The 16310-nt window shown below is 70.0% G+C and carries 16 protein-coding genes and 1 pseudogene; 10 read left to right on the top strand and 7 right to left on the bottom strand.

The features are described from left to right. Positions 1 to 45 precede the first annotated feature (45 nt). Entirely contained in the window at positions 46 to 825 is a 780-nt protein-coding gene (locus ACFWX1_RS26430; RefSeq protein ID WP_378391714.1) for a S1 family peptidase, read from the top strand. A gap of 102 nt (positions 826 to 927) precedes the next feature. Here ACFWX1_RS26430 and ACFWX1_RS26425 read toward each other — a convergent pair whose 3' ends face one another. After that, the gene (locus tag ACFWX1_RS26425; RefSeq protein ID WP_378391656.1) at positions 928 to 1923 is read right to left on the bottom strand and encodes an NAD(P)/FAD-dependent oxidoreductase; all 996 of its coding nucleotides are present in this window, start codon (positions 1921 to 1923) and stop codon (positions 928 to 930) included. Between the two features lie 115 nt (positions 1924 to 2038). Here ACFWX1_RS26425 and ACFWX1_RS26420 point away from each other — a divergent pair, with 115 nt between their 5' ends. Continuing rightward, complete coding sequence (locus ACFWX1_RS26420) at positions 2039 to 3436, top strand: class II fumarate hydratase (protein WP_378391654.1); 1398 nt, start codon at positions 2039 to 2041, stop codon at positions 3434 to 3436. 61 nt (positions 3437 to 3497) lie between these two features. Here the strand turns inward: ACFWX1_RS26420 and ACFWX1_RS26415 are convergent, their stop codons facing one another. Continuing rightward, positions 3498 to 4097, bottom strand: a complete 600-nt coding sequence (locus tag ACFWX1_RS26415) for a TetR/AcrR family transcriptional regulator (RefSeq protein WP_378391652.1) — start codon at positions 4095 to 4097, stop codon at positions 3498 to 3500. Positions 4098 to 4141: 44 nt separating this feature from the next. On the opposite strand from ACFWX1_RS26415, the gene ACFWX1_RS26410 reads away from it, so the two are divergent. After that, positions 4142 to 4606 (top strand): SRPBCC family protein, encoded by a 465-nt coding sequence (locus ACFWX1_RS26410; protein ID WP_378391650.1) that lies wholly within the window; start codon positions 4142 to 4144, stop codon positions 4604 to 4606. Between the two features lie 45 nt (positions 4607 to 4651). Here ACFWX1_RS26410 and ACFWX1_RS26405 read toward each other — a convergent pair. From ACFWX1_RS26405 to ACFWX1_RS26395, 3 genes and pseudogenes are all read right to left on the bottom strand, one after another. Continuing rightward, positions 4652 to 5257, bottom strand: a pseudogene (locus ACFWX1_RS26405) (DMT family transporter); the annotation flags it as partial. 26 nt (positions 5258 to 5283) lie between these two features. Continuing rightward, the gene (locus ACFWX1_RS26400) at positions 5284 to 5448 is read right to left on the bottom strand and encodes a hypothetical protein (RefSeq protein ID WP_378391648.1); all 165 of its coding nucleotides are present in this window, start codon (positions 5446 to 5448) and stop codon (positions 5284 to 5286) included. A 68-nt stretch (positions 5449 to 5516) separates the two neighbouring features. Further along, positions 5517 to 6542: an aldo/keto reductase gene (locus tag ACFWX1_RS26395; protein ID WP_378391646.1), complete on the bottom strand. Its 1026-nt coding sequence runs from the start codon at positions 6540 to 6542 to the stop codon at positions 5517 to 5519. Positions 6543 to 6671: 129 nt separating this feature from the next. On the opposite strand from ACFWX1_RS26395, the gene ACFWX1_RS26390 reads away from it, so the two are divergent. From ACFWX1_RS26390 to ACFWX1_RS26370, 5 genes are all read left to right on the top strand, one after another. After that, on the top strand, positions 6672 to 7538 hold the full coding sequence (locus ACFWX1_RS26390; RefSeq protein ID WP_378391644.1) for a helix-turn-helix transcriptional regulator: 867 nt from the start codon (positions 6672 to 6674) through the stop codon (positions 7536 to 7538). Between the two features lie 31 nt (positions 7539 to 7569). Continuing rightward, complete coding sequence (locus tag ACFWX1_RS26385; protein WP_378391642.1) at positions 7570 to 8961, top strand: PLP-dependent aminotransferase family protein; 1392 nt, start codon at positions 7570 to 7572, stop codon at positions 8959 to 8961. Positions 8962 to 9050: 89 nt separating this feature from the next. Continuing rightward, complete coding sequence (locus ACFWX1_RS26380; protein WP_378391712.1) at positions 9051 to 10589, top strand: ATP-dependent DNA ligase; 1539 nt, start codon at positions 9051 to 9053, stop codon at positions 10587 to 10589. Positions 10590 to 10703: 114 nt separating this feature from the next. After that, positions 10704 to 11039 carry a helix-turn-helix domain-containing protein gene (locus ACFWX1_RS26375; RefSeq protein WP_378391640.1) on the top strand — a complete coding sequence of 112 codons (336 nt, stop codon included), beginning with the start codon at positions 10704 to 10706 and terminating at the stop codon, positions 11037 to 11039. Between the two features lie 516 nt (positions 11040 to 11555). Next, the gene (locus tag ACFWX1_RS26370; protein WP_378391638.1) at positions 11556 to 12242 is read left to right on the top strand and encodes a Pr6Pr family membrane protein; all 687 of its coding nucleotides are present in this window, start codon (positions 11556 to 11558) and stop codon (positions 12240 to 12242) included. Here the strand turns inward: ACFWX1_RS26370 and ACFWX1_RS26365 are convergent. Continuing rightward, on the bottom strand, positions 12239 to 13468 hold the full coding sequence (locus tag ACFWX1_RS26365) for an NADH:flavin oxidoreductase/NADH oxidase family protein (protein WP_378391637.1): 1230 nt from the start codon (positions 13466 to 13468) through the stop codon (positions 12239 to 12241). The genes ACFWX1_RS26370 and ACFWX1_RS26365 overlap by 4 nt on opposite strands. 88 nt (positions 13469 to 13556) lie before the next feature. Between ACFWX1_RS26365 and ACFWX1_RS26360 the strand changes: the two genes are divergently transcribed. Beyond that, complete coding sequence (locus ACFWX1_RS26360) at positions 13557 to 14180, top strand: MBL fold metallo-hydrolase (protein ID WP_378391635.1); 624 nt, start codon at positions 13557 to 13559, stop codon at positions 14178 to 14180. An 88-nt stretch (positions 14181 to 14268) separates the two neighbouring features. Here the strand turns inward: ACFWX1_RS26360 and ACFWX1_RS26355 are convergent, their stop codons facing one another. Then, a complete protein-coding gene (locus ACFWX1_RS26355; RefSeq protein WP_378391633.1) occupies positions 14269 to 14748 on the bottom strand; it encodes a DUF309 domain-containing protein in 480 nt (159 codons plus the stop codon). 35 nt (positions 14749 to 14783) lie between these two features. Here ACFWX1_RS26355 and ACFWX1_RS26350 point away from each other — a divergent pair, with 35 nt between their 5' ends. Beyond that, complete coding sequence (locus ACFWX1_RS26350) at positions 14784 to 16223, top strand: GuaB1 family IMP dehydrogenase-related protein (protein ID WP_378391631.1); 1440 nt, start codon at positions 14784 to 14786, stop codon at positions 16221 to 16223. The last annotated feature ends 87 nt before the right edge of the window (positions 16224 to 16310 follow it).

Here is a 16310-nt window from a genome sequence, read left to right as displayed (position 1 = left end):
GCACGTTCCCCCGCCACGAGCGCGAAGCCGCCGCGCCCGCTCGTGCTGCTCCTGGCGCTCGTGGGCGCGTTGGCACTGGTCACCGGCACCGCCGCGGCGGACAACGACATCGTCGGCGGCAAGGACGCCGATCAGCCGTACCCGTTCACGGTGTCGCTGCACACCGCGGGCGGGAAGCTGTTCTGCGCGGGCGCGCTGATCGCGCCGACGTGGTTCGTCACCGCCGCGCACTGTGTGGACGGCAAGAACCCGGCGGTGTTGAACGTGCGGGCCGGCAGCAACGACAGCGGCCAGGGCGGCGAAACGGCCCAACTCGCCGAGGTCGTGGTCAATCCGGCATTCAAACCGGACAAGCCGGACGTCCCCGGTGGCGACATCGCGCTGGTGCGGCTTTCCGCCCCGGTCAAGACGGCGCCGATCCCGCTCGGCACGGTCACCGCCCCTGGCACGGCGACGCGGCTGCTCGGCTGGGGCCAGACCTGCCCGACGCTGGACTGCGGGAAACCGCCCGCCACCCTCCAGCAGCTGGACACGCACGTCGTCGACGCGAAGGGCTGTATCGCGCCGTTCGACGCCAAGACGGAACTGTGCACCGAGAACCCCGGCGGCAAGGCCGGTTCGTGCTACGGCGATTCCGGTGGCCCGGAGATCGCGAAGGACGGCGACCGGTGGCTGCTGCTCGGCCTGACCAGCCGGCCCGGCAACGGCGACGCGACCTGCGCGACGGGGCCGTCGATCTATACCTCAGCGGTCGCGTACACGTCGTGGATCGCCGAGAAGACCGCGCCGAAACCGCCACCGGCTCCCCCGAAACCTGCCTCCTGACCTGCGGAAGAAGAGCAAGGGACCTTTGCTAACGCTCGTGAGCATGCCAACGATTAGCACGCTAACGGACGATAGCAAAGGTCCCTTGCTCCGCTCCGGGGCTTAGTCGGCGTTGCTGGAGTGACCGGGGAACAGGTGCGCGTCCGGGTCGAGCGCGACGGCGATGTTGTTGACCGCCGTCGCGGCCTCGCCGAACCCGGTGGCGATGAGTTTCACCTTCCCCGGGTACGCCGCCACGTCGCCCGCCGCGTAGACACGCTCGCGAGCGGTGGCCATGGTCGTGTCGACGCTGATCGCGCGGTGGTCGATCTCCAGCCCCCAGCTTTCGATCGGGCCGAGGTCGGCGGTGAAGCCGAGCGCGGCGACGACCGTGTCGGCGGCCAGCCGCTCGTCATCGGCGCCCTTGATCTGGACGTCGACCGCCGTCAGCGCGCCGTCCGGCGTCTCCACGAACCGCGCGACCTCCGCGTCGGTGATGATCCGCACGCCCAGTTCCCGCGCCTGCCGCACGATCGACTCGGCGGCGCGGAACTTCGCGCGCCGGTGCACCAGGGTCACGCTGGCCGCGATCGGGTGCAGTGCGAGCACCCAGTCGAACGCCGAGTCACCGCCGCCGACGACCACGACATGCTGGCCCGCGTGGGCCTGCAGCGCCGGGACGAAGTGCACCATGCCGCGGCCGAGCCAGCCGTCCCCGGCGGGGAGCGGGCGCGGGGTGAACTCGCCGATGCCCGCGGTGATGAGGACCGCTCCGGCACGCAGGGTGTCGCCACCGTCGAGGGTCAGGATCAGCCCGCCGCCGTCGGCGTTTTCGAGCTTCTCCGCCTTGCGGCCGAGGAGATAGTCCGGTTTCCACGGGGCGGCTTGGTCGACCAGTCCTTGGACGAGGTCGCGTCCGCGCACGGCGGCGAACCCGCCGACGTCGTAGATCATCTTTTCGGGGTACATGGCGGTGACCTGTCCCCCGGGTTCCGGCAGTGAATCGACTACGGCCATGGAAAGGCCACGGAATCCGGCGTAATACGCGGCGAACAGGCCGGTCGGGCCCGCGCCGATGATCACGAGGTCGTAAGAGGGTTCCCCAGAAGGCAGTGTCATGGGCTCGCTCCAGCCAGTGGTGGATGGCAGTGATCGAGAACACGTCCGACCCTACTCCCGACCGGGTGCCCAAGGACACGAGGCGGGGCCGTCGCCGCTGCGCGAGACTGGGACCATGGCTGAACAGGAATACCGGATCGAACACGACACCATGGGAGAGGTCCGCGTCCCGGCCGACGCCCTCTACCGCGCGCAGACGCAGCGCGCCGTCGAGAACTTCCCGATCTCCGGCCGTGGCCTGGAACGCGCCCAGATCCGCGCGCTCGGCCTGCTGAAAGCGGCGGCCGCGCGGGTCAACGCCAAGCTCGGCGTGCTCGACGCCGACCTCGCCGAAGCGATCGCGAAAGCCGCCGACGAGGTCGCCGGGGGCGCCCACGACGCGCACTTCCCGATCGACGTGTTCCAGACCGGTTCCGGCACCTCGTCGAACATGAACGCCAACGAGGTCATCGCGACGCTGGCCAGCCGCGCGCTCGGCCGCGACGTGCACCCGAACGACCACGTCAACGCGTCGCAGTCGTCCAACGACACGTTCCCGACCACGATCCACGTCGCCGCGACCGAGGCCGTGCTGACCGACGTGATCCCGTCGCTGGAGCACCTCGCCGCCGCGATCGAGGGACGCGCCGCGGAATGGGCGGACGTCGTCAAGTCCGGCCGCACGCACCTGATGGACGCGGTGCCCATCACGCTCGGGCAGGAGGCGGGAGCGTGGGCGTCGCAGGTGCGGTTCGGCGTCGAGCGGCTGCGCTCCGGCCTGCCACGGCTGGGTGAACTGCCGATCGGCGGAACCGCCGTGGGTTCCGGGCTCAACGCGCCCGACGGCTTCGGCGCGGCCGTCGCGGCGCAACTCGCGGAGGAGACGGGCCTGCCGCTCACCGAAGCCCGCGACCACTTCGAAGCACAGGCGACCCAGGACAGCGTGGTCGAGACCTCCGGGCACCTGCGTACCGTCGCGGTGTCGTTGAACAAGATCGCGAACGACCTGCGGTGGCTGGGATCCGGTCCGCGCACGGGCCTCGCTGAATTGGCGCTGCCGGATCTGCAGCCGGGCTCGTCGATCATGCCCGGCAAGGTGAACCCGGTGATCCCGGAGGCGACGCTGCAGGTCGTCGCGCAGGTGATCGGGAACGACGCGGCGGTGGCGTTCGCGGGCGCGGCGGGGAACTTCCAGCTCAACGTGAACCTGCCGGTGATCGCCCGCAATGTGCTGGAGTCCGCGCGACTTCTCGCGGCGGTGTCGCGGCTGCTGGCGGACAAGGTCTTCGCCGGGGTCACCGCGAACGTCGACCGCGCGCGGCAGTACGCCGAGGGCTCGCCCTCGATCGTGACGCCGCTGAACAAGTACATCGGTTACGAAGAGGCCGCCGCCGTCGCGAAGCAGGCGTTGAAGGAGCTGAAGACGATCCGCGAGGTCGTGCTGGAACGCGGCTATGTCGCGGACGGCAAGCTCACCGAGGCCCAGCTCGACGAGGCACTCGACGTCCTCCGCATGGCACGCGGCGGGAAGTAGCTGGGACCGGAAACGAAGCAAGGGACCTTTGCTATCGCCGAGCGATAGCAAAAGTCCCTTGCTATTCCGGCTCGTCCGCGAGGGCGCGAAGCCCAGCATGAATCGGCTTCGCGAGCACGTCCGCCAGGCCCGCTGAAGGCGTCGGCTCCTGCAACAAGTGGAGCCAGGCGAAAACCGACCCGAGCAGCATCGCGTGTATGGCCACGAGGTCGGGTTGCCGCGTGAGCTCGCCACGCGCGACAGCTCTGTCGAGCATCTCGACGAGATATGCCCGCTCTCGCGCCAGAAACACCTCGCCGAACCGCGCCGCCAGTCCGGGGTCGGCCTGGACATCGGCCAGCAGCCCCGGCAGGGCACTGCGCACCTGCGGTCCATCCAAAGAGGACTGAATGGCCGCCAGGACTTCCCCCACATCTCCCCGCAGCGTCCCGGTGTCCGCCGGCGAAGCCAGCGCGTCGTCGTGGATGGCGGCCGCGAAAACCAGTTCCGCCTTGGATTTCCAGCGCCGGTAGAGCGCGGCCTTGCCGACACCGGCCCGTGCGGCGATCGCGTCGACCGTGCACCGCTGATAGCCGACTTCCCCGAGCAGGTCGTTCACCGCCGATCGCACGGCATCGTCGATTCCCCGCTCCCGCGGCCGCCCACGCCGGTTGTCCGTCATGGGTCACAGTTTACGAGACTGTCGGTTCCGTATATCGTCGGGCCATGACCTGGACCAGAACCTCGACCCGCACCCTTCCCGTGGACACAGCCGCGCTCTGGGACGTCCTCGCCGACATCGAGAGCTGGCCGCGCTGGGATCCCGACCTCGCACGCGTGGTGCTCCGCGGACCGCTCACAACGGGCTCGAGGGGTTTCTTCCACCCCACCGGCCGGATACGTGGCCGCGGCCACTCACTGCTCGCGGACGATTTCACTGTCACGGCCTGCACTCCGGGCAGTGAGATCGCGGTACGCCAGCCCATCCCCCTCGGGCACATGGACCTCGGCTTCACCCTCGCCGCCGATGGTGACGGGAACACCGAGTTCACCCAGCACATCACCCTCCACGGGCCCCTGCGGACCGTCATGGTGTGGATCATCGCCGGTGACGTCGTCCGGAACTTCGACCGGAAGTGCTCCGCGCTGACCGGCCTTGCCACGGCGAAGGCCGGCCACCACCCCCAGTGACACCAGCGCGACACCGGCGAGCTGGCCGAACCGGAAGTCCTGCGCGCCCAGCACCAGCGACACGATCAGTCCGGCCACCGGCATGAGCCCGATCAGCACACCGGCGCGGTCGGCACCGAGCGCCGCCACCGCCGAGTACCACAGCACGAACGCGACCGCGGTGACCAGGACGGCGAGGACCAGCATCGCGGCGAACTGACGCCCGTCCGGCCACCGCCAGGCGCCGGCCGGGTCTGCCACCGTGCCGAGCACCGCGCCACCGATCGCCGCGGCACAGCAACTCCACGTCGAGGTCGCCAGCGGACCGAGCCGCGCGACGAGCCCGACCGCCAGCAGCGTGAACAAGGCCTCGCACACCATCGCCGCCGCCGCGAGCAGCAGGCCCGGCCCTTGCGCCGCTCCCCCGCCCGACAGCACCGCGATACCGAGCCCGGCCAGCACCGCACCGACAATCGGTGCCACGGACGGGCGTCGCCGCGCCAGCAAGGGCGCGACAATCGCCAGCACCAGCGGACTCCCGCCGAGAAACGCCGCGACCAGCCCCGGTTCGGCATAACGCTGAGCCAGCAACAGACACGCCTGGAAACCGACCATTCCCGTCGCGGCCAGCGCGAACAACGTCGGAACGTCCCGAAGCCGCGGCAGCGGCAATGGCTTGCGCGTGAGCCGCGCCCAGCTCAGGAGCAAAGGCCGGCTAGCGCGTAACGCAGGGCCTGGCCGGTCAGCACCGGATAGCCGTCGAGCATGCCCGTCACCGGCACCGAACCACCGACGATCACCGCGGTCGACACCCCGTACGCCACGCCGGCACGAGCGCCCCTGGGTCGGGTCAGTACTGCCATGCCGACAGCCTCGCCGCATCAGTGGTCCAGCTTCCAGGTCCACTCTCCTTTCACCAAAATGGACCACCTCATAGGCGGCGCAGCGTCTTGTCGGCCAGCGCGGGTGGCACGTAGTCGGCGTCGAGCCGGTTGAGATCGGTACCCGGTGGCACGATCTCGTCGATCCGGTCCAGCACGTCGTCGCCCAGCACGAGGTCCGCGCCTGCCAGCAGGTCGCCGAGTTGCTCCGGCGTCCGCGGTCCGATGATCGCCGAGGTCACCCCTGGGTGTGCCCGCACGAACGCCAGCGCGAGATGCGTCAACGGGCGTCCCAGGTCCGCGGCCACCTTCGTCAGCTCGGCCACCGCTGCCAGCTTGGCGGCGTTCGCGGGCAGTGCCGGGTCGAACTTGTGCTGCTGCAATACTTTCCTCCCCTCGCTGAGGTCCACATCGGACGCCGAGGTGTACCGGCCGGAGAGCCAGCCACTGGCGAGCGGGCTCCACGTGAGCACCCCCATCCCGTACTTCTGCGCTGTCGGCAGCACCGCGGCTTCGATCGCCCTGCTGAGGATCGAGTACGGCGGCTGCTCGGTGCGGAACCGAACATGTCCCCGTTTCTCGGACACCCACTGTGCTTCCACGATCTGTTCGGCCGGGAAATCGGACGAACCGACCGCACGCACCTTCCCGGAGCGCACGAAATCCGACAGCGCGGACAGCGTCTCATCGATGTCGGTCGTCGGATCGGGGCGATGGACCTGGTAGAGGTCGATGTAGTCGGTGTCCAGTCTGCGCAGGCTGTCCTCGAGCGCCCTGGTCAGCCAGCGGCGCGACGCGCCGCCGGTGTTCGGGTCCTTTCCCATCCGGAAGAACCCCTTGGTGGCGAGGACCACCTCGTCGCGCCGCCCCTTGAGCGCCTTCCCGATGATCCGCTCGTTCTCCCCGTCGGAGTACATGTCCGCGGTGTCAACGAAGTTGATGCCGGCGTCGAGCGCGGCGTGCACCATCCGGACCCCGTCCTCGTGGTCCGGGTTGCCCCACTTCCCCAGCATCATCGCGCCGAACGCGTACTCGCTCACCGAGATACCCGTGCCACCCAGAATTCGCCGTCGCACCTTGTTCCTCCTCGTCGTCGGTCTGGCAAGCTCCACTGTGGGCGCGACGGAAGCGCCGGACCAGGTCACGGTCAACCTAGGTCTGGCAGTACCAGGCAGCGCGCCGGGCGGGCATGGATACTCGGTGCCATGAGTGACGCAGCTGAGTTCGGCGCCTTCCTCAAGGCCCGTCGCGCCGCGCTGGACCCCGTCGACCTCGGCCTGCCTGACGGGGCAGGCAAGCGACGGGTCGCCGGGCTGCGCCGTGAGGAGATCGCGCAGCTCGCGGGGATCAGCGTCGACTACTACACGCGGCTGGAACAGGGCCGTGCCCGCAACGTCTCGGATTCGATCCTCGACGCGCTCACCAGGGTGCTGGGGCTGAAGGACGACGAGGTGACCTATCTCCGCAACCTCGTCGCCCCGAAACGGCGCCGTCCCGTCCGGCAGCGGCCCCAGCACGTGCGGCCCGAACTCCGGCTCATGCTGGACGCCATCCAGACGCCGGCGTTCGTCTTCGGCCGCTACCTCGACGTCCTGGCTTGGAACTCCCTCGGTGGCGCGCTCAGCTTCGACCTGCCCGCCATCCCGCCCGGCGAGCGCAACATCCCCAAGATGTTCTTCCTCGACGAGAGCACCAAGGATCTGCATCCCGAGTGGAACACCGTCGCGGGCGAGATCGTCGCGAACCTGCGCGCGGAGAGCGGGAAGTATCCCGATGATCCCCGGCTCGCCCAGCTCATCGGCGAACTTTCCTTGGGCAGCGAGCACTTTCGCAAGCTGTGGGCGACACACGCAGTGCACGAGAAAGCACGCGGCCGCAAGATCGTCCGCAACGCGATCGTCGGGGAACTCGACCTGTACTACGAGACGCTGCGCCTGCCCGACGATCCCGACCTGGCGCTGGTCGTCTACACAGCGCAGCCCGGTTCGGAGACCGAGCGGGCGCTGGGCTTGCTCGCGAGCTGGATCACCGACTCCACCACGACCCCCGAGGAGGAACGTATTCGCCCCTGACTCAGGCGGTCCATGCGTAGGCTACCTCGCGATGAACGCCGAATGGACCACTCTGCGCGAGCTGCTCCTGCCCGCCGTGTCCGCCTCGGGCGGGCGGCGAGGCCGCGCGGTCGAAGCGGCCCTGCGGGAGGCGATCCGCACCCGCGCGCTGGCGACCGGCACCCGCCTGCCCTCCAGCCGGGATCTCGCCGGGCAGCTCGGACTGGCCCGCGGCACCGTGACCGCGTTGTACGAGCAGCTGATCGCCGAGGGATACCTGATCGGCAAACGCGGTTCCGGCACCCACGTCGCCCCGCTCGGGGACACCGGGACACCGCCGTCGGCGCCTCCGCCGGAACGGGCCCGCTGGGATTTCGACCTCCGACCCGGGTTGCCCGCGCTGTCGGCGTTCCCGCGCGCGGAATGGCTGGCCGCCGAACGTGAGGTGCTGGCCACGGCACCGGATTCCGCACTCGGCTACCCCGATCCGGCGGGACATCCGGCGCTGCGCGCCGAACTCGCCGCCTACCTCGGCCGCGTCCGGGCGCTGCCCACCCGGCCGGACGACCTGGTGATCACCAGCGGGGCCGCCGAAGCACTTTCCCTGTTCGGCGCCGCCTTGCGCGAACAGGGGACGCGCAGGATCGCCGTCGAGGACCCGAGCCATCCCGGGCAGGCGGACCTGTTCCGCCGACAATCCCTTCAGCCGGTGGGCATTCCCGTGGACGACAAGGGAATCAACGTCACCCGTCTGTCTACTTCGGACTGCCGTGCGGTCGTGGTCAGCGCGGCCCACCAGTTCCCGCTCGGCGTCGCCCTGCATCCCGACCGCAGGCGCGAGCTGCTCGGCTGGGCGGCCGAGGTGGACGGCCTGGTCGTGGAAGACGACTACGACGCCGAACACCGGTACGACCGGCCCGCGCTGGGTGCCGTGCGGGCGTTGGATCCGGAACGTGTCTGCTACGTCGGCAGCGTCAGCAAGGTGCTCGCCCCGGCGCTACGCATCGGCTGGCTGATTCCGCCGCCCCGGCTGCGGGAGTCGATCGTCGCCGCCAAGCACATGCACGACCTCGGCTGCGCGCCGTTGCCCCAAGCGGCGCTCGCGCGGCTCATCGGCTCCGGCGGTTACGACCGGCACCTGCGGCGTACCCGGCGGCTCTACCGGCAGCGCCGGGACGCGCTGCTCGGCGCGCTCGCCCAGCGGCGCCCGGAGTGGCGGCCGGTCGGCATCGCGGCGGGTCTGCACGTCGTCGTCCGTCTCCCGGAAGGCACGGACGACACCGCCACGCAGGCCGTGCTCGCCGAGCGCGGTGTCAACGCACCCGCGTTGTCGCAGTTCACGCACAACCCGGCGGGGCCACCATTTCCCGGGCTCGTGCTGGGTTACGCGGCGCTCCCACCGGACCGGCTCCGCGCCGCTGTCGATCGGATCGCGACCGGCTGAACCCTGCCGGACCAGCTCCGCCTGCGCCCAGACACCTGACGAGGCACTTCAGCCGGAAAATGTCGGTGGTCCGGGTCATGATGATGGACGTGCTGCTCACCGACATCGTCACCGCGTCCGCCGAGCTGACGGCGACCAGGTCCAGGAAGGCGAAGATCGCCGTCCTGGCCGCGCTGCTGCGCGCCTCCGGCGAGGACGAGCTGCCCGCGGTGATCGCGTACCTCACCGGCCAGACAGCGCAGGACCGGCTCGGCGCGGGTTGGCGCACGCTGGCCGAGCTCGCCACCCCGCCCGCCGCCGAACCAGCGGTCACGGTCGCCGAGGTGGACGTCGCGCTGGGCGAGGTCGCCGCGGCGTCAGGCGCGGGCTCGGTGAAACGCCGGTCCGACGTTCTGCGTGCGTTGTTCGCGCGGCTGACGAAGGCCGAGCAGGAGTTCCTGTTCCGGCTGGTCACCGGCGAGTTGCGACAGGGTGCGCTGGAGGGGGTGATGGTCGAGGCGATCGCGGTCGCCGCCGATGTCGGCATCGAGCACGTGCGGCGGGCCTTCATGCTTTCCGGGCGGCTGCCGGTCACCGGGCTGGCCGCGCTGACCGGCGGTGAGGCACGGCTGGCGGAGTTCCGGCTCGCACTGGGACGGCCGATCCGGCCGATGCTGGCTTCCCCCGCCGAATCGCTGGACGAGGCCGTCGCCGAGCACACGCACGCGCTCGTCGAGTACAAAATGGACGGTGCACGGATACAGGTGCACCGGATCGGCGACGAGGTCCACGTCTACACGAGAACCTTGCGCGAGATCACCGGCAGCGTCGCGGAACTGGTCGAGCTGGTGCGGGGGCTGCCGTGTGAATCGGTGGTCCTCGACGGCGAAACGCTCGCGCTGACCGACGACGGGCGGCCGCGGCCGTTCCAGGAGACGATGAGCCGATTCGGCAGCACGCGGGAGGAGCAGGTGCGGGCATTGCTGCTGCGGCCGTATTTCTTCGACTGTCTGCATCTCGACGGGGTCGACCTGCTCGACGCACCACTGTCCGAACGCAACACGGCACTGCGGAAGGTGGCCGGGGACCATGTCATCCCCGGCGAACTGGCGCCGGCGGACGCGGCCTCGGTGCTGGAAAGGGCCATGACGGCCGGGCACGAGGGCGTGATGGTGAAGGACCTCGCCTCGCCGTACGCCGCGGGCAGGCGAGGCCGCGCCTGGCTCAAGGTGAAACCGGTGCACACCATCGACCTCGTGGTGCTCGCGGCCGAATGGGGGCACGGCAGGCGGACCGGCACGTTGTCGAACCTGCATCTCGGCGCGCGCGACCCCGACGGCGGTCCGCCGATCATGGTGGGCAAGACGTTCAAGGGCATGACCGACGAGTTGCTGGCCTGGCAGACCGAGAAGTTCCAGGAAATCGAGACCCACCGCGACAACTGGACGGTGTATGTGCGGCCGGAGGTCGTGGTCGAAATCGAACTCGACGGCGCGCAGGTGAGCACCCGGTACCCGGGCGGGCTCGCACTGCGCTTCGCGCGGGTGGTCCGCTATCGGCCGGACAAGGACCCTGGCGAGGCCGACACAATCGACACCGTGCGAGGGCTGTTGCGCGGAGGGCCGGCGGAGGTCACCGACATGTCGTAGAGAGGGAACTGGAGCACTTCGGTCTTCGCCCCCACCCTGGTCAGGCATCGCATCGGCCGCAATGAGGAGCAAGGGAGCTTAATCGAAGGAAGCGGGGCGACGTCGGCTGCGTTCGTGGACGTGGGAGAGATCGCGGTGATGTTCGCGGCGACGGCGGGGTATGTGCGGGAGGTGGTCCACGCGTTCAACACCTCCGGCTTCGCGGCGCTGTCCCCAAAATTGAAGGGCGGCCGACCCCGTAGGTTCGGGTCGGTCGCCCGTGACCAGATCTGCCGCATCGCGGCCTGGAGCCTGACCACCCTCGACGGCAGCGACTACCCCAGCCACGTCGCTCAGGAAGCCGCCATCGCCGGCTACCTGCGCTGGCGCAACCGCCGCTGCCACCCCAAACGCCACTTCGCCGTCAACTCCAAGATCCGCCGACCGGATTACCTACCCAACGTTGCTTGATGCGGCACTAGCCGGCCCAGCGGCCCCTCAGGAAGGCGTTGCTCTCGGTTTACCAGCAGCTCCCGCACACGCTGAACGGGGCGGCGGAAGCCGTTCCCTGCGCGGCGGCGACGCCACCAGCAACTTCCAGGATCACCACCCGGTGATCAAACCGGCCGCCGGATCCGCCAAGCCGGGCCGTAACAGGGAGACTGGCGCCATGACCGCCAACCGCGGACAGACCTGATCCACGTGGGAACTCGTGGGAACTCGTGGGAACAGGCCGCGCGTTCACGCGCAGGAGTGCAGAGCGACGCGCGGTAGTGCTCGCGGTTGACACCGAAAACATGCAGGCGAGAAGGTGTCTCCGGAAAACTCCCAGGTCACAAAGGGACCTTTGCTCGCATTCGTTAGCGCGCTAATCGTTGGTGTGCTCACGGACGATAGCAAAGGTCCCTTGCTCCCTTTTGGACCGCTGCCGCGCCGATCGGGTGAGGCCCACGGGTGTCCGGGCGTACCCCCGGTACGGTCCCAGGAATGCCGGAGTCGAAGATCGCCCGTGGTTGGTTCGCGCTCACCGCGCTGGCCGCGCTGACGGGACTGGTCACCCAGGTCATCGCCACCTCGAACGCCACGGAGGGCCGCTTCGCCACCGCGGCGGGCCGGGTCGCGAACCTGCTGTGCTTCTTCACCATCGACTCGAACGTCCTGGTCACCATCACGACCGCACTGCTCGCGCTCGGCCTCGCCCGCGCCACCGGCCTGTTCCCGGTGTTGTGGCTGTGTGCGCTCGTCGGCATCACCGTGACCGGCGTCGTCTACCAGGTCGCGCTCGCCGGGTTATACGACCTGCACGGGCTCGCGCTGTTCGCGGACACGATGCTGCACAAGGTCTCGCCGATCATGTGCGTGCTCGGCTGGCTGTTGTGCGGGCCGCACGGCCTCATGCGCTGGCGCACGGTCTGGTGGTCGCTGCTCTACCCACTCGCCTGGGTGACCTTCACGCTGATTCGCGGCGCGATCATCGGCTACTACCCATACCCGTTCATCGCCGCGACCAAGCTCGGCTACGGCCGGATCACGCTGAACTGCGCGATCATCGGCTTGTTCTTCATCGCACTCGCGATCGGGGCGCTGTGGCTCGACCGGCTGTTCACTCGCCGCGCCGATTCCAGGGCAGTCGCGGAAACCCCGGCGCAGCCCGAGGCCGCGGATGCGGGTTAGCCGCGGACCCGCCGGAACGCGTTGAGCGGGTCGGCGAGCCCGCCCTGCACCAGGGTCCGGAGCGGCCCACGCCGCCGATCGACCAGCTTCCCCGCCGCGACGCGGTGCATCTGCTGCGTGTGCCACTGGATTTCGAGCAGGCTGTCGGCGAGCCGGATGCCCGTCTTCGGGCACAGCCGCTCGGCCTCGACATCCTCGCCGGCGAGCAGACGTCCCGGGAGGCCGACATCGACGGTCATCGGCCTGCCGAGACCGATGACGTCGAGCGCGCCCGAGCCCAGCGCGTCAGCCATCCCCTCGGCCGTCGCGAAACCGCCAGTCACCATCAACGCGACATCGCTGACTTCGCGCGCCTTGGCCGCGTAGTCCAGGAAGTACGCCTCGCGCCTGCGCGTACTCGCCCGGCCTGCGCCCATCATCGCGGCTTTCTCATACGTGCCACCGGAAATCTCCAGCAGGTCGAGTCCTGCCTCGCCCAGCAGACGAACCACTTCGAGCGATTCGCCCTCGTCGAACCCGCCCCGCTGGAAGTCCGCGCTGTTGAGCTTGACCGACAACGGGACGCCGTCGCCGATCTCCGCCCGGACCCGCTGCACCAACTCCAGCAGAAACCGGCGGCGGCGCGCCGCGTCGCCACCCCATTCGTCGGTCCGCAGGTTCGTCAGCGGCGAAAGGAACTGCGAAATCAGGTAGCCGTGGGCCCCATGGAGCTGGATTCCGCTGAATCCGGCATCGACGAACACCCGTGCCGCGAGCGCGAACCGATCGATGATCGCCTCGATCTCATCGCCGGTCAGCGCGCGCGGCGCCGCGAACGCGGTCCGGATGCCACGGTCGCCGAACGGCACCGCCGAGGGCGCGACCGGTTGCCGGGACAGAAACCGCGGGCTCTGCCTGCCGGGATGGTTGAGCTGGACCCACAACTGCGCGTCGGTCCCCTCGACCGAGCGCGCCCACGGCCGGAAGTCGGCCGGATCGGGCTCCTCGGGCAAGGCGACGTTGCGTGGCTCGCCGAGCGCGGTGGGGTCGACCATGACGTTGCCGGTCACCAGCACTCCGGCACCACCGGCGGCCCACGTCCGGTACAGCTCGGCGAGTTCACGGGTCGGGCGGTTGCGGCGGTCGCCGAGCTGCTCGCTCAGCGCCGACTTCGCGATCCGATGCGGAAGAACAGCGCCACAGCGAAGCTTCAGCGGTTCGGACAGGAGTTCTCGGACGGCCGTCATCACACGCTCCCTGACCCGGTTCTTACTGGCAGTAAGAATACCTTCCGGTAGATACCGTCGGTATGTCAACCTTGGATAGGGTCGCCCCATGACGGCAACGGTGCAGAACGTGGTGACCTCCGGCGTCTTCGAACTCGACGGCGGCAGCTGGGACGTCGACAACAACGTCTGGCTCGTCGGCGACGACTCCGAGGTGATCGTGATCGACGCGGCCCACGACGCCGCGGCCATCGCGGACGCCGTCGGCGGCCGGAAGGTGCTGGCGATCGTCTGCACGCACGCGCACAACGACCATGTCAACGCGGCCCCCGAACTGGCGGCGAAGACGGGAGCACCGATCCTCCTGCACCCCGAGGACCGCGTCGTCTGGAACCTGACCCACCCCGACCGCGCGCCCGATGGCGACCTCGCCGAAGAGCAGACGCTGAGCGTCGCGGGCACGACACTGCGTGTGCTGCACACACCGGGCCACGCGCCGGGCGCGGTCTGCCTCCACGCCGAGGACCTCGGCATCGTCTTCACCGGCGACACGCTGTTCCACGGCGGGCCAGGCGCGACAGGGCGGTCGTACTCGGATTACCCGACGATCGTGCGCTCGATCCGGGACAAGCTGTTCGCCCTGGCGGACGCGACCTCCGTCCGCACCGGCCATGGTGAAAGCACGACGATCGGCGCCGAGAAGGCCCGATCAGCGACATGGCCGACGCCCTGACCTGCGGAAAGAGAGCAAGGGACCTTTGCTATCGCCGGGGCGGAGCAAGGGACCTTTACTACCGTCGCGGGGTAGCGAGGGACCTTTGCTATCGCTGCGCGCCGGGACTCAGCCGCGGCACGACCGGCTCCACCCGAACCCGGTCCTTCGCCTCCGCGGCGAGCGAGCGCGCCCACTCCTGCAGCCCCGCGACGTCGATCCCGTGCGGCGGCTCCGCACGGAACGGTTCGATATTGGCCGCGCCCCGCTCCAGCAGCGCCGCCGCGCCGACGCAGTTGCCGCGCGCGGCGTGCGTCAGGCCGACGGCGAGTTGCGCGAGGCCTCGCCAGAGCTCCCGGGTGGGTCCGTCCGTGGCCTTCCAGGCGTCCTCGAACACCTCGTGCGCGTGGAACGGTTTTCCTTCGTCGAGCAGGCGCTGCGCCTCGATCACGGTCTCGGCGGGGGTCCGGGCGATCCCCTCGGGCTGGCGCTCGACCCCTTCGGCGCCGTAGGGCAATGGCCTGCCGAGGCCGTCGCGCGGGCGGGCGTTGCGGGCGCGGCCTGCATCGTCGCGATCCCGGTTGCTCATGCCCTTAGTGTGGCATGCAGGTATCCTGGCGACTCGTGCGCTTTCTCACTGGGCATCAGCCCGCTCACGACCTGACCTACGACGACGTGTTCCTGCTGCCGAACCGGTCCGCCGTGGAGTCCCGGTTCGACGTCGATCTGTCCACTGTGGACGGCACGGGCGCGACGATCCCCATCGTGGTGGCCAATATGACCGCTGTCGCCGGGCGCCGCATGGCCGAAACCGTCGCCCGCCGCGGCGGGCTCGTGGTGCTGCCGCAGGACGTCGACAGCGCCGCCGTGACCGACATCGTCGCCTGGGTGAAGAGCAGGCACCCGGTGTGGGACACCCCGCTCGTGCTGACCGGTGGTGACGCCGTCGCGGACGCCCTCAACCTGGTCCACAAACGTGCCCACGGCGCCGTGGTCGTCGTGGACGACGACGGCCGCCCTGTCGGCGTCGTCGACGAGGCGTCCTGTGCCGGTGTCGACCGCTTCGCGCGTCTCGCCGACGTCGCGGAGCCCGCGGTCGTCAGCGTCCCGCTGAACACGTCCCCGCGCGAGGTCTTCGAGCGGCTGCACGACCACGGCGGCCGCCTCGCGCTCGGCCTCGACTCCGACGGCAAGCTCGCCGGGGTGCTCACCGAGGTCGGCGCGCTGCGCTCCGAGATCTACACCCCCGCGCTCGACGACGCGGGCAGCCTGCGCGTCGCCGCGGCGATCGGCGTCAACGGCGACGTCGCGGCGAAGGCCGAGGCGGTCCTCGCGGCCGGCGTCGACGTGCTCGTGGTGGACACGGCACACGGCCACCAGGAGAAGATGATCGCCGCGCTCAAGGCCGTCCGCTCGGTCTCGCCGCGGGTTCCGGTCGTGGCCGGGAACGTCGTCACCGCCGAGGGCACCCGTGACCTCATCCAGGCGGGCGCGGACGTCGTGAAGGTCGGCGTCGGCCCCGGCGCGATGTGCACGACGCGGATGATGACCGGCGTGGGCCGCCCGCAGTTCTCCGCCGTCGCCGACTGCGCGGCCGCCGCGCGCGAGCTGGGCAAGCACGTCTGGGCCGACGGCGGTGTCCGCCACCCCCGCGACGTCGCGCTGGCGCTCGCCGCCGGCGCGTCGATGGCGATGGTCGGCTCCTGGTTCGCCGGTACCTACGAATCGCCCGGTGACCTGCGGTTCGACGAGCAGGGCAAGCCGTACAAGGAGTCGTTCGGCATGGCCTCGAAGCGCGCGGTGGGTGCGCGGACACGCACCGACAACGTCTTCGACCGCGCCCGCAAGGCCCTGTTCGAGGAGGGCATCTCGTCCTCGCGCATGGCGCTGGACCCGGCTCGCCCCGGCGTCGAGGACCTGCTCGACTCGATCGGTTCCGGCGTCCGGTCCGCGTGCACCTACGCGGGCGCGCGCACGCTCGAAGAGTTCCACGAGCGCGCGGTGCTCGGCGTCCAGTCGGCCGCCGGTTTCGCCGAGGGCCGCCCGCTGCCCACCGGCTGGTGACGTGCCGTGAAGGCCTCCTTCACAGCGCGCACTGGGTGTTATTTAGTCTGAATCGAAGAATGTTACACCCGGGGTGCACCGCAAAGA

It is taken from the genome of Amycolatopsis sp. NPDC059021, assembly GCF_042739895.1.
GTDB lineage: Bacteria > Actinomycetota > Actinomycetes > Mycobacteriales > Pseudonocardiaceae > Amycolatopsis.
This window is presented reverse-complemented; position numbering and strand designations above follow the sequence as displayed.

Excerpts from the sequence above, each read along its gene's own strand:
- ACFWX1_RS26425 (WP_378391656.1), bottom strand. The coding sequence starts at position 1,923 with ATGACACTGCCTTCTGGGGAACCCTCTTACGACCTCGTGATCATCGGC.
- ACFWX1_RS26420 (WP_378391654.1), top strand. The coding sequence starts at position 2,039 with ATGGCTGAACAGGAATACCGGATCGAACACGACACCATGGGAGAGGTC.
- ACFWX1_RS26415 (WP_378391652.1), bottom strand. The coding sequence starts at position 4,097 with ATGACGGACAACCGGCGTGGGCGGCCGCGGGAGCGGGGAATCGACGAT.
- ACFWX1_RS26410 (WP_378391650.1), top strand. The coding sequence starts at position 4,142 with ATGACCTGGACCAGAACCTCGACCCGCACCCTTCCCGTGGACACAGCC.
- ACFWX1_RS26400 (WP_378391648.1), bottom strand. The coding sequence starts at position 5,448 with ATGGCAGTACTGACCCGACCCAGGGGCGCTCGTGCCGGCGTGGCGTAC.
- ACFWX1_RS26390 (WP_378391644.1), top strand. The coding sequence starts at position 6,672 with ATGAGTGACGCAGCTGAGTTCGGCGCCTTCCTCAAGGCCCGTCGCGCC.
- ACFWX1_RS26385 (WP_378391642.1), top strand. The coding sequence starts at position 7,570 with ATGAACGCCGAATGGACCACTCTGCGCGAGCTGCTCCTGCCCGCCGTG.
- ACFWX1_RS26370 (WP_378391638.1), top strand. The coding sequence starts at position 11,556 with ATGCCGGAGTCGAAGATCGCCCGTGGTTGGTTCGCGCTCACCGCGCTG.
- ACFWX1_RS26365 (WP_378391637.1), bottom strand. The coding sequence starts at position 13,468 with ATGACGGCCGTCCGAGAACTCCTGTCCGAACCGCTGAAGCTTCGCTGT.
- ACFWX1_RS26360 (WP_378391635.1), top strand. The coding sequence starts at position 13,557 with ATGACGGCAACGGTGCAGAACGTGGTGACCTCCGGCGTCTTCGAACTC.
- ACFWX1_RS26355 (WP_378391633.1), bottom strand. The coding sequence starts at position 14,748 with ATGAGCAACCGGGATCGCGACGATGCAGGCCGCGCCCGCAACGCCCGC.